9 protein-coding genes are annotated in these 12,850 nt (G+C 69.2%); 3 read left to right on the top strand and 6 right to left on the bottom strand.

Annotated elements, in window-relative coordinates; all coding sequences use genetic code 11:
• Positions 1-3: 3 nt before the first annotated feature.
• From ACL03I_RS16130 to ACL03I_RS16105, 6 genes are all read right to left on the bottom strand, one after another.
• Positions 4-609 (bottom strand): SGNH/GDSL hydrolase family protein, encoded by a 606-nt coding sequence (locus ACL03I_RS16130; RefSeq protein ID WP_412806334.1) that lies wholly within the window; start codon positions 607-609, stop codon positions 4-6.
• Complete coding sequence (locus tag ACL03I_RS16125) at positions 606-1,865, bottom strand: NAD(P)/FAD-dependent oxidoreductase (protein ID WP_412806333.1); 1,260 nt, start codon at positions 1,863-1,865, stop codon at positions 606-608. The genes ACL03I_RS16130 and ACL03I_RS16125 overlap by 4 nt, the downstream gene beginning before the upstream one ends.
• A 95-nt stretch (positions 1,866-1,960) precedes the next feature.
• Positions 1,961-3,643, bottom strand: a complete 1,683-nt coding sequence (locus ACL03I_RS16120) for an AMP-dependent synthetase/ligase (RefSeq protein WP_412806332.1) — start codon at positions 3,641-3,643, stop codon at positions 1,961-1,963.
• Positions 3,644-3,740: 97 nt separating this feature from the next.
• A complete protein-coding gene (locus tag ACL03I_RS16115; RefSeq protein ID WP_355076459.1) occupies positions 3,741-4,673 on the bottom strand; it encodes a LysR family transcriptional regulator in 933 nt (310 codons plus the stop codon).
• 244 nt (positions 4,674-4,917) lie between these two features.
• Positions 4,918-6,915 carry a serine/threonine-protein kinase gene (locus tag ACL03I_RS16110; RefSeq protein ID WP_412806331.1) on the bottom strand — a complete coding sequence of 666 codons (1,998 nt, stop codon included), beginning with the start codon at positions 6,913-6,915 and terminating at the stop codon, positions 4,918-4,920.
• A gap of 251 nt (positions 6,916-7,166) precedes the next feature.
• Positions 7,167-8,414, bottom strand: a complete 1,248-nt coding sequence (locus tag ACL03I_RS16105; protein ID WP_356965367.1) for a PucR family transcriptional regulator — start codon at positions 8,412-8,414, stop codon at positions 7,167-7,169.
• Between the two features lie 125 nt (positions 8,415-8,539).
• Here ACL03I_RS16105 and pruA point away from each other — a divergent pair, with 125 nt between their 5' ends.
• The 3 genes from pruA to ACL03I_RS16090 all read left to right on the top strand — a co-directional run bounded on the left by pruA (position 8,540) and on the right by ACL03I_RS16090 (position 12,742).
• Entirely contained in the window at positions 8,540-10,177 is a 1,638-nt protein-coding gene (gene pruA / locus ACL03I_RS16100) for an L-glutamate gamma-semialdehyde dehydrogenase (protein WP_412806330.1), read from the top strand.
• A complete protein-coding gene (locus ACL03I_RS16095) occupies positions 10,177-11,133 on the top strand; it encodes a proline dehydrogenase family protein (protein ID WP_412806329.1) in 957 nt (318 codons plus the stop codon). The genes pruA and ACL03I_RS16095 overlap by 1 nt, the downstream gene beginning before the upstream one ends.
• Positions 11,134-11,296: 163 nt before the next feature.
• Positions 11,297-12,742 carry an amino acid permease gene (locus tag ACL03I_RS16090; RefSeq protein WP_355076466.1) on the top strand — a complete coding sequence of 482 codons (1,446 nt, stop codon included), beginning with the start codon at positions 11,297-11,299 and terminating at the stop codon, positions 12,740-12,742.
• The last annotated feature ends 108 nt before the right edge of the window (positions 12,743-12,850 follow it).

Raw genomic sequence — 12,850 nt, 5'->3', positions numbered from 1 at the left:
TGGTCAGGCGGCCACGGTCGTCGCGGTGCGCGACGCGACGAGTTCGGCGACGCTCGCGGCGAACCGGTGGTGGCCCAGCGAACTGGGGTGCAGACCGTCGGCGGTCCACATCTCCGGCCGCTCCCATTCGGGTTGGGTGGCGATGTCCAGCAGCAGCGTGCCGGTGTCGGCGGTGACGTCCGCGAGCACCGCGTTGGCGAAGGCGAACCGCTCGCGCAGCAGCGCGCGGAAGCCGTCGGGCACGGGCAGCCGGGCCGGGATGTCCGGGTAGCTGGCCGTGAACACGGTCGCGCCGCCTGCCCGCAGGCCGCCGAACAGCTCGGCGAGGTTGCGGGCGAAGCGGTCTTCGGCGAAATCGCTTACCAGGTCGTTCACGCCGACCACGACGCCGAACAGGCCGGAACGGCCCGAAAGCGCCACGCGCAATTGACGTTCCAGCACGACAGCGGTCGTCGCGCCGTGCTCGCCGAGATTGCGCACCGCCGCGGGCCGCAGCCCGAGCTGGCCGCCGAGACGCGGAACCCAGCCACGGTAGCCGCCCCCGGGCGCGGCGTCGCCGCGCCCTTCGACGAAGCTGTCACCAAGCGCGGTCAGCACGGGCGCGCTCATGCGGTCACTCCGTCCTTGCTGACGTGCCTGGCCGCCGCCGGGAAGTCCACCTTCTCGTACAGTGCGGCCAGCTCCTGCTCGCCGAAGTACTTGTCCGGCGAGTAGATTCCCGCGATCAGCCCGAAGAAGTGCTTGGTGTAGTCCGCGTCCAGCGACGTCGCGCGGAACACCGAGTCGTAGTACGGGGTCAGCGACAGCTCCGAGATGCTCAGCGTCAGTTCGTAGGTGCTGGCGCTCTGCGCGTCGCGCTCGCGCTGATACTCCGCCAGCGCCTCGTCCATCGGACGCGAACCGGACAGGCCTTCGTCCACGTGGTCGGCGAGCAACTGCGCGTACTTGAACGCGTCGGTGATGCCCCAGCCGGTGAACGGATCCTTGTGGTAGGCGGCGTCGCCGACCAACGCCCAGCCGGGGCCGTGCGACGCGCGGCGGTAGTTGTCCGGGTACAGCATCGGGCGGAACTGCTCCACCCGCTTGCCGGTGTCGCGCAGGCGAGCGCCGATCTCCGGGTCGACCTGGTCGACGATCTCCTGCACGCCGGCGTCGGGGTCGGCGCGGAACTCGCGGAACCGGTCCCGCTTGCGCATGACCGCGACCAAGGCCAGATCGTCGTTGGTCGGCCAGGACGCGAACTGCTGCTCGCCGAATCCGGTGCGGTGCTGCATCCCCCAGTCGACGCCCTCGTAGTAGGAGTAGTAGACGAAGCACGCCGCCGGCGAGCCCTCGTACTCCTGTGCGCCGACGGCCTTGGCCACCAGCGAGTTCGAGCCGTCGGCGCCGATCACCAGCTCGGCGCGGAACTCTTGCTCGGCGCCGTCGCCGATCGCCCCGCGGATGCCGGCCACGCGGTCACCTTCGAAGACCAGTTCGGAGACGGTGAAGCCCTGGATCACCTCGACGCCGGAGTTGCCCGCGGCCTCGACCAGGATCTTGTCCAGCACCGTGCGGCGCGGGCAGTAGACGGCGTCGATGCCGTCGGCGGCGGTATCGGCGAAGCCCTTGATCACGATGTCGGTGTAGGAGAAGTTCAGGTGGCGGATCGCCGGAACGCCGGTGGCGACGACCTCGTCCAGCAGGCCCCACGACTTCAGGAAGCCGAGCCCGGCCTGGTGGATGTAGTGGGTCGAGGGGGTGTCGCTGGGGAAACTCGCGCGGTCGACGGCGAGCACCCGGTAGCCCTTCCTGGCCAGCAACATGGCCAGCGGGGCGCCCGCGACCCGGGTTCCGACAACGATGACGTCGTACATGTTTCGCATCACTTTCCGGTAGTCGAATTCCGATTCGAGTCTGTGGCCGTGCCTGGCGCTCGACCACCGCGCCGGGCCCTGATTCATCGGCCGATCGGCCGCGGCTATCGTGTGGGCCGCGGCGCGGAATACAGCAGTTCGATATCCGCCGCGTAGACTTCGGCGATCGCGGCGCGGCGCAGTTTTCGTGACGAAGTCGACAATCCGTCCTCGACGGTGAAATCTCCGTCCACGATCCGAAATGCCCGAATCGATTCCGCGCGCGAGACGAGCGAATTCGCGTCGTCGACCGCCGATTGCACGGAGGCGGTGAGATCGCCGTCCGGCGCGGTGGCGCGCCAGCGCCGCACCTGCGCCTGATCCAGAGTCACCAGGGCGGTCACGAAATCGCGGCCGTCGCCGAGCACCATGCAGTTGGACACCAGCGGATGCAGCCGGATCCGGTCTTCCAGCGGCGTGGGCGCCACGTTCTTGCCGCCGGAGGTCACCAGGATCTCCTTCTTACGCCCGGTGATCCGCAGGAATCCGTCGTCGTCGATTTCGCCGAGGTCGCCGGTGTGCAGCCAGCCCTCCGGGTCCACCGGCGACTGGCTCGCCGCCGCGCCCCAGTACCCCGGCGACACGTGCGGTCCGCCGACCAGCACCTCGCCGTCGTCTGCGGCGATGGCCACCGAGGTCCCCGGGATCGGCCTGCCGACCGTGCCGAGCCGGTTGGTCTCGGGGGCGCTCACCGTCACGGCGGTGGCGGCTTCGGTGAGGCCGTAGCAGTTGAGCAGCTCCACGCCGAAGGCCGCGTAGAACCCGACCGTCGAATCGTCCAGCGAGGCGCCGCCGGAGATGACGTAGCGCAGCTCACCGCCGAGCGCTGCCGCCACCGGGTGCGTCGACGGCTCCGGCGTGGCTCGCGCCCGCATCAGGTCGAGACCGCGCTCCACCGCCTCCCGCTCCTCGGTCTCGGTGAGCAGGGTGCGGCAATACTTCCGAATCTTCTCCAAGCCGTAGGGAATCATCGCGAGGAAGGTCGGCCGCACGGCGGGCAACGTGGGCACCAGGTCCGGAATGCCGGGCAGCAGATGCGTGCGGCTGCCGCCGAACAGGCAGGCGAACAGGATGGTCTGGCCGAAGACGTGCGACAGCGGCAGGGCCAGCACGGTGGTCCCGTCGAACATGGCACCGGTGCGGCGCACGGTGTTCGACGAGGACACGAACATGTTGCGATGGGTGATCAGGCAGCCCTTCGACACGCCGGTGGTGCCGCTGGTGTAGACGATCATCGCCAGGTCGTCCGGCCGGACCGCGGCGATGCGCGCGGCCAGGCCCGGATCGACCGCGCCGGTGGTCCAGTCCGCGATCTGCTCGAAGGCCCAGACCTCACCCGCGCCGGCCGCGCGCAGCCGCTCGGCGTCCTCGGCGCTCTCGGCGGCGAAATACGCGCTTCCGCTGTCGCTCAGGATGTGCTCGATCTGGCTCGGTGACGAGGTGGGGTAGACCGGCACCACCACCGCGCCCAGGGCCAGCAGCGCGCAATCCAGCAGCACCCAGGACAGATTCGTGCGGCCGAGCACCGCGACCCGATCACCCGCCGCGACGCCGCGCTCGGCCAGAGCCGAGGCCAGGGCACGGGCCCTGCGGTCCACCTCGGCGCTGGTGAGCCGCGTTCCGTCGGCGTCGCACAGCGAAAGCCGGTCCGGGTGCTCGGCAGCCGCGCCGGAAATCACCGAGTACAAACTCGCCGAGTCCGGCAGATCGAAACCATTCTCACCGACCGACACTGCGATGACAGACACTGTGTTCACAATGTCGAATTATGGTCGGCGGCACGGAATTACCGCGCCGCCGACATCGCGGTTCCTACCGCGCGAATGTCATCACCTATCGACGTGGTCAGGCCGATACCGCGCGGGCAATATCGATTTGCGCCGGTTCCGGAGAATCGATGCAATCCAGGAAAAAGCCGACCGCCGGATTCGGCTCGTCCGCACGCCACACCGCGTACAAATCGAGCGTCGGCACCGGATCGAACAGTTTCACCGCGACCGAAGCCGTTCCCGGTCCGCCCATGCCCATCGAAATCGCCCGCGGCAGCGAGGCGAAGCCCACCAGCGGGCGCACCGAGACCATGTGCGCCGTCGCACCCGGGTCGTCGGCGGTCTGCGCCACGGCGAGGGAGATCCTGGAATCCGCCGCCGCCCGGAAGATCGAGTCGTACATGGCCGGACACTGTTCCCTGGCGAAGAGCACACATTCCTGGCCCTCCAGTTCGGCGAAGGGAACGCCGGGCCGGTCGGCCCACCGATGCCTGCGCCCGACCACCGCGACCAGTGGCACCCGGTGCAGCAACCGCCGGTACCGGAAGTCGGTCGTACTGGGATGGCCGTACACGAGGGCGAGGTCCAGCGACCCGTCGGAGAGCGCCGCCAACTGCGGGCCCGTGCGCTTCTCCCACAGCGACACCACGATGTCGGGATGTCGCTCCGTCATCCTGGTGAGCGCCTCCGGCAGCACGTGTCTGCTGGCCGGAAGGTTGTACCCGATGTTGAGGGTGCCCGCCCGCCCTTCGGCGGTCGCCTTCGCGGCCTGGGCCGCGCGGTCCATCTGCGCCACGATGAGCCGGGCCTGACTCTCGAACTCCCGGCCCGCCGGGGTCAGTTTGACCTCATGCGAGTTGCGTGCGACCAGTTGCACGCCGAGCGATTTCTCCAGCTTCTGCAGCTGGGCACTGAGACTGGGCTGCGTGAGATGCAAGCGCTGCGCTGCGCGGCCGAAATGCAGCTCTTCGGCAATCGTGATGAACGAAACCAGATGTCGGAACTCCATGCCGCCGGCTCCTTTTTCCGCGTACCGGAAACGGTAGCGCCACCAAGTAACCGAGGATGAACCGAGATCGGACGAACGACACCGAAATCGTAGCCGATCGGTGAACTGCCGCCGAAGGGAGGAGAGGGTGTGCTACTCGCGCCCGTGACCATCCAGCTTCCCCGAAACCCCGCCGGAGGGCAACTCGAAAGACGGAAACTCGGTGTGGGGCAACCGCGCTGCCACCGCGGCGCGGGCCGGGGCACTAGCCGAAATACTGGTGGAACCACGCCGTCAGGTCGGCTTCGCTCTTCGGCCCCGGTTCCGGGTGATCGGCGCGCAGCGTGCAGAAATTCCCGATGACCGCGTACTTCTGATGGATCACCAGCAGACAGTTCGGGCCGAGCGCCGCGTCGGTGTTCGGATAGCAGAAATAACGGCCGAGGACTTTGCCGTCCTGTCGCCAGACATCGTCACCTTGGTCGCCGCGACCGCAGACATGGCCGGAGAACTGCGCGCGGTCGGCCTCGTACAGTGCCGTCGCGGACTCCGGGTTCAAGAGGCCGAAGAACTCCGCGGCCGGAAATCCGGCCTTCGTCCCGCAGGCCAGCGCCGCGGCCACCGGACCGGGCGGCGGGTCGGCGTGGCGGCAGTTGGCCGGCCCGAAATCACCGGCCAGATGGTTCAGCACCGCATGATCGGCCTGCGTGAAATAGTCGGGATCGCGGGCGACGTCGGAGGTGCGGAACCCGAGGCGGTTACGCACGGCGGCATAGTCGCGGTACGGCTGCTCGTCGGGGTTCCAGATGTACACCGCGGCCGCCGAAGCCCGCTCGTCCGTGAGCAGCAGCGCGGGCCGCGGCGCGGCGGGATCGTCCATCTTGCTCTCGAAACACGACTTGCGGCCGACTTCCACGCCGTCGCGCAGCATCGGCCCGTCCGGCCCCGGCGGATCTCCCGGGCAGTTGTGTCCGTGCAGCGCGGTCAGCAACGACGACGTGTAGCCGCGCAGTTGGTCGACGGTGCGAAACCGCAGGAATCGCGCCACGGGGTCGCTCGCCGCCGGATTCGCGGCGCAGAACACGACGGCGACCGTGGGAGCGTCGGGAGTCTCGTGCACACAATTCGCGCGTTTGTAGCCGGAGGGGCCGACCAGCGAGAGCAGTTCGACGTCCGCGCCGTTCGGCGCGCTCGCGTCGGGCACGGCGGTGCCGGAGGTAGGCCGGACCAGCTCCCAGCCCAGGAAGCCGAGCGTGGCGGCGAGCAGCACGACGCCCAGCAGGGCGAGCACACGCAACAACCGACGGCGGTGTGGCCGCCTCGGGCGGTGACCGCGGCCCGCCGCGCTCGACCGGTCCTCCGGACTACCCGCACCGGCAGGCGCGTCCGCGGTCTCCAGCGACTCCGACGGGCCCGTAGCCGGGCCCGCCACGACCGCCGCCTGCGCCGCCGCCCCCAGATCACCCGCGGTGCCGTACCGCGCCTGCGGATCTTTGGCCATGCCGCGCGCGACGACGTCGTCCAGCCGGAGGGGCAGGCCGGGACGGTGCGAGTGCGGCTGCGGCGGCGGCTCGAACAGGTGCGCGGAGATGATCTGCGCTTCGGTGTCGCGGGGGTACGGCCGCGAACCGGTCAGGCACTCGTACAGCACGCAGGTCAGGGCATAGATGTCGGCGGCGGGGGTGACCGTGCGAGAGTGGAACCGCTCGGGCGCCATGTAGTGGAACGACCCGATCGCCGAGCCGGTGCCGGTGAGACTTTCCCCGGTCGCCGACTGCGCGATCCCGAAGTCCACGAGATAGGCGAAGCCGTCGGGGGTGAGCAGGATGTTGTCCGGTTTGACGTCGCGGTGCACCAGGCCGTCGGCGTGCGCGGCGTCCAGCGCTGCGGCGATCTGCCGGATGATCGCGACCGCCCGCTCCGGCTCCAGCGGCCCCTGCGCCTTCAACAGCGCGCGCAAGCTGTCGCCGCCGACCAAGCGCATGTCGATGTAGAGCCGGCCGTCGATCTCGCCGTAGTCGTGGATCGGGATGATGTGCGGTTCCTGCAGCCGCGCCGCGACGTGCGATTCGCGCCGGAATCGTTCCCGGAACACCGGGTCGTCGTGCAACCGCTCCGGCAACACCTTCAGCGCGATGACGCGATCCTTGACGGTGTCATAGGCCTCGAACACTTCCCCCATGCCGCCACGACCGATGAGGCGATCCAGGCGATACGGCCCGAATCGCGACCCCACCTCGAGCGTCTGACGTCGCGTCGTCATCTCGTCCTCCGTGACGGGGACCCGGACTTCCGGGGGTCGTGCCCCGGCTTCCCGCGCTCAACTGTAGAGCCCGGCGAACCCCTTCGGCGGACGTATCGCACAGCGGGCCGGTCAGCGGCCGGAAGCCATCAGCGCAGGTCCCAGCGCGGTGGGGCCTCCAATGCCGCGAACCGATGCCGGTTGCCGCCACGGTCGTGGCGATCATCGCGACGACGCGAACCCGTCGCGGTGGTCGCCACCGGCAGCCGTCGTCAACCGGATGCCTCTGGCTTACGCGGGCGGCGGTGCAGGGCGAGCTGGATCTCCAGCAGCAGGCGGTCGGCGGGGTCGTCGAGATTCATGCCGAGGATGTCCTCGACCCGGCGCAGCCGGTAGCGCAGCGTGTTCGGATGCACGCACAGTGCCGCGGCGGCGTCGCGCACGTCGCCGTGTTCGCGCAGATAGGTCTCGACGCTGTCGCGCAGGTTCGCGGAATGCTTGCGGTCGTAGTCGAACAGTGCGCCGAGCCGCGGATCGCGCAGTTCCGCCCGCGCTGCCACCAGATCGAGCACCTCGCCGAGCAGCACCGCGGTGCGCGCCTCGGCGAGGGTGGTCACCCGGCTCGCGGGCGACGCGGCGGTGCGGTCGAGGACCCGATCGACCTCGGCGCGCGCGTCGGCCACCCGGCCGAGATCGGGCACCGGGCAAGCGATCGCGGCCCGCAGCGACAGCGACCCCTTCGCGTCGAAGTGCTCGATCAACTGACGTGTCCAGGCCGTCACCGCCTGCTCGGATCGGTAGCCCGGCAGCAGCACGTAGACGCGGTCACCGATCGCGGTGGTCACCGAGTCACCGCGAAAGGAACTGGCACGCAACCGGAGTACGCCACCCAGCGCGGCCCGGTCGGCGCCGGACGCGTGCTCGCCCGACGCGAGCGCGAAGCCGATCACCGCGGCCGGACCGGTCGACGGCAGATGCAGCGCGTTCGCCACTGCCGCGGCGTCGACCGCCGCACCCGCGCCGAACAGCCGGCGGATCAGCAGCGCCTCGGTGGTGGGCGCGTCCAGGCTCCGGGAGATCAGGCGTCCCGCGACGGCCGCCGCGCCGCGCAGGATCTCCGCCGCGTCCGGGTGGAACGGCCGATCCCCCTGCTGCAGCCAGATCGCGCCGAGCACGCGCGGAGCGCGTGCCCGCGCGTCGGTGGGTCGGCGTATCCCGATCGCCAGCCTGCGCTTGATGTTCAACTCGTCGTGGGCGGGCACGTCGACGATCTCGTCTGTGTCGCGCAGCCGATCGAGCACGCCCCACTGCCGCAGCAGGCTCAGGTACTCCGGCGGTCCTTCCCGGCCGAGGATCGATCGCACACGCAACTCGTCGGCGGTCTCGTCGGACGCCGAGTACGCGAGCACATGCGACTGCGGGTCCTCGATCGACACCATCCCGCCCGCGTGGTCCGCGATCATCTGCGCCAGCGCGAACAGGTCGATGTCCGCGGCGACTTCCTCACCATCCCCGCCCACGTTCCCGTCCTTCGGCCAACTCGACAACGCATTTGCCTCATCTTTGTCCAATCGGCTCATTGTCCGGACAGTTTTCCGGTGTTGACTTCCCATTACCAAAAATTCATCTGACAACTGGAGGTTCCATGGACGCCGTCGTGTCCCCGCCCCCGCCGGTCAACGAGCCGGTGGGCAGCTTCGCGCCGGGCACGGCGGAACGCGAGCGCCTGCGGACGAAGCTGGCCGATCTGGCCGCGACCCCGACGGAGGTCACCCACGTCATCGGCGGTGTGCATCGGCACGGCTCGGGCGAACGCGTCACGGTGACGCAGCCGCACCGGCACGCCGCCGTGCTCGGCACGCTCACCACGGCCGGGCCCGGCGAGGTTCGCGACGCCATCGCGGCGGCCGCCGCCGCGGCACCGGGGTGGCGTGCGCTGCCGTTCGCCGAGCGCGCCGCGATCTTCCTGCGCGCCGCGGACCTGCTGGCCGGGCCGTGGCGCGAAACCATCGCCGCCGCAACGATGCTGGGCCAGTCGAAGACGGCCTACCAGGCCGAGATCGACACCCCCTGCGAGCTGGTGGACTTCTGGCGTTTCAATGTGCACTTCGCTCAACGGATCCTGGCGGATCAGCCGATCTCGGCGCCCGGAGTGTGGAATCGGATGGACTACCGGCCGCTCGAGGGATTCGTCTACGCGATCACGCCGTTCAACTTCTCCGCCATCGCGGGCAACCTGCCCACCGCACCCGCGCTGATGGGCAACACCGTGGTGTGGAAACCGGCTCTCACCCAATCGGTGGCGGCGTACTGGACGATGAAGCTGCTAGAGGCGGCGGGGCTGCCGCCAGGCGTGATCAACATGGTGCACGGCGCGGGCCCCGAGGTGTCGGAGGTGGCACTGGCCGACCACCGGCTCGCCGGCATCCACTTCACCGGATCCTCCGCGACCTTCCGCCACCTCTGGCGCACCGTCACGGCGCATCTCGACCGCTACGACTCCTACCCGCGCATGGTCGGCGAGACCGGCGGCAAAGACTTCGTCGTCGCGCACAGCTCCGCCGATCCGGACGTACTGAGTACGGCCCTGATCCGCGGCGCGTTCGACTACCAGGGCCAGAAGTGCTCGGCCGCCTCGCGCGCTTTCCTGCCACGATCGGTGTGGGACCGGATGGGCCGCGAGTTCATCGACCGGGTGGCCGGGCTCAGCTACGGCGACATCACCGATTTCGGTCACTTCGGCGGCGCCCTCATCGATCGGCGGGCTTTCGACAAGAACACCGAAGCCCTCGCGCGCGCCAAGGCGACCCCGAGCCTGACCATCGCCGCGGGCGGCCACGCCGACGACAGCATCGGCTATTTCGTCGAGCCGACCGTCCTGCTCGGCGACGACCCGGCCGACGAGGCGTTCCGCACCGAGTACTTCGGCCCGATCCTGGCCGTGCACGTGTACGACGATTCGGTCCGTGGCTCGTTCGAGTCCGTGCTCGACCTGATCGACCGTGGTTCGCCCTACGGCCTGACCGGCTCGGTCATCGCCCGGGATCGCACGGCGATCGCCACGGCCGCCGACCGGTTGCGCTTCGCGGCAGGCAACTTCTACATCAACGACAAACCCACCGGCGCGGTCGTCGGCCAGCAGCCGTTCGGCGGGTCGCGCGCGTCCGGCACCAACGACAAGGCAGGCTCGGCACAGAACCTGCTGCGCTGGACCTCCGCTCGCACGATCAAGGAAACCTTCGTCCCCGCGACCGACCACCGCTACCCGCACCAGGAGTTGTGATGGCCTTCTCCGGACTGCTGCGGCCCGCCGTGCTGGCGGCCTCCCGCTCCCCGCGCGTGGAGCGCGCGATCACCCGCATCCCGGCCACCAAGAAGGTGGTCGACCGTTTCATCGCGGGCGAGACCGAGGGCGACGCGGTCGCCGCGACCTCGGCGCTGCTCGGCTCCGGCCGCTCGGTCACCATCGACTACCTCGGCGAGGACACCACCGATCTCGACAGCGCCCGCGGCACCGTCGTGCACTACCTGCGGCTGCTGTCGGCGCTGGCGGAACTGCGGGCCGTGAACGATGCTCCGGTGCCGCAGCTGGAAGTGTCGCTCAAGCTTTCCGCGCTGGGCCAGGCGCTCCCGCAGAACGGATACGCGATCGCCCGGGAGCACGCCTACGAGATCTGCACGGCGGCGAAGTCCGCCGGGGTCTGGGTGACCGTCGACGCCGAAGACCACACCACTACCGACGCGACGCTGGCGATCGTGCGCGAGCTGCGTTTGGACTTCCCATGGCTCGGCACGGTCTTGCAGGCCTATCTCAAACGCACCGAGGAGGACTGCCGCACCTTCGCGGGCCCGGGATCGCGGATCCGCTTGTGCAAGGGCGCCTATCGCGAACCCGCGTCGGTGGCCTATCAGAGCCGTTCCGCCGTGGACGAGTCCTATCTCCGGTGCCTGCGGGTTCTGATGGAAGGCAAGGGCTATCCGATGATCGCCACGCACGACCCTGCGCTGATCGATACCGCGCTGCGCCACGTGCGGGAAAGCGGCCGGAAATCAGGCGATTTCGAGTTCCAGATGCTGCACGGCATCCGCGACACCGAACAGCGGCGCCTGGCCGGAGTGGGCCACACACTGCGCGTCTACGTGCCCTACGGAGACCAGTGGTACGGCTACTTCATGCGCAGGCTGGCCGAGCGCCCCGCCAACATCGCGTTCTTTTTGCGCTCCTTCCGCGACCGCTGAGCGGGAGCGCGGACGGACGAAGCCCACTGAACCGAGTCACCAGCACTGGCACGCTTTTCGCCGCCACTTGCGGCGCCACGCGACCATACTGGCGGAACACACGGTTTCGACCGAGTACGTGCCGTCGGCGCTGGAGAAAACGAACACAGCTTTAAGGAACAGCATGGTCCTCGCTCACCTACGCGCCCAGATGACGCGCCGAAAGCCGCTCGGCGAGGTCGACGACGAAGCCGCCGCGGCCGACGAGCAGTTGTCGCGGTCGCTCGGCCTGTGGCAGCTCACCGCGATCGGTGTCGGCGGCATCATCGGCGCGGGCATCTTCACCTTGGCGGGCGCGGTGGCGCACTCGGTCACCGGGCCTTCGGTGTTGATCTCGTTCCTCATCGCGGGTGTGGCCAGCGCCGCCGCCGCGCTGTGTTACGCCGAGTTCGCCGGGATGGTGCCCAAGGCCGGGTCCGCCTACACCTACGGATACGTGTCGCTCGGCGAGATCGCGGGCTGGTTCATCGGCTGGGATCTGCTGCTGGAGTACGTCGCGGTCGCGGCGGTGGTGGCCATCGGCGTCTCCGGCTACTTCAAATTCCTGCTGGAACAGGTCGACATCGCAGTGCCGGATTGGATGCTGGGCGCGGCGGGAACGGGTGACGGCCACGTCGTCGACGTGTTCGCCATGCTGTTCTGCCTCGGTACGGCCTGGCTGCTCTCGCGCGGCATCCGCAGCGTCGGCCGGTTCGAGACCGTCGCCGTCGGCATCAAGGTGGCCCTCGTCGTGCTGATCATCGCGCTCGGCGTGTTCCACATCGACAGCTCGAACTACACCCCCTACTTCCCGTTCGGCACGGGCGCGGTGTGGACGGGCGCGGCCACCGTCTTCTTCGCCGTGTTCGGCTACGACGCGATGAGCACCGCCGCCGAGGAGTCCACCGAGGGCAAGAAGCATCTGCCGAAGGCGATCATCTATTCACTGGCCATCGCCATGGTCCTCTACGTCCTGGCAACCCTGGTGCTCACCGGCATGCAGAAGTACACCGAGATCAGCCCGACCAGCGGGTTCTCCACCGCGTTCGAATCGGTCGGGCAGCCGGGTGTCGCGAACATCATCGCGATCGGCGCCATCATCGGCATCGTCACCGTGGTGCTCACCTTCATGCTCGGCGTCACCCGCGTGTGGTTCGCCATGAGCCGCGACGGCCTGCTGCCGGAATGGTTCGCCAAGACCCATCCGGTCCGGAAGGTGCCCACCAGAGTGACCTGGATCGTCGGGATCGGAGCCGCGCTGATGGCCGGTCTGCTGGACATCACCGTGGTGGCCGAACTGACCAATATCGGCATCCTGATGGCGTTCATCGTGGTGTCCGTAGCCGTGATCGTGCTGCGGCGCACCCGCCCCGACGAGCCGCGCGAGTTCCGCCTGCCGTTCATGCCGGTCGTGCCGCTGATCGGCATCGGGTTCTCGGTGTATCTGATCTGGTCGCTGCCGTGGGAGACCTGGGCGCGTTTCGTGATCTGGCTGGTCGTCGGCCTGATCGTCTACTTCACCTACTCGCGCACCCATTCCAGGCTCGAGCGGCCCCGGCCCGCCGCGGCGGAAGGCCCGGCGACTTCCTGACCACGCGGGCCGTCGGCGGGTACACCATTGCGGAAAGGTCGCTCGACTGCTTACGGTCGAAAACGTCGGCATCGGCGACAGCCGCGACGTCGCGCGGCTCGGAAGGAG

The organism is Nocardia sichangensis (genome assembly GCF_047200615.1).
GTDB lineage: Bacteria > Actinomycetota > Actinomycetes > Mycobacteriales > Mycobacteriaceae > Nocardia > Nocardia sichangensis.
The sequence above is the reverse complement of the archived record's forward strand: the minus strand, read 5'-3'. Positions and strand labels throughout refer to the sequence as shown.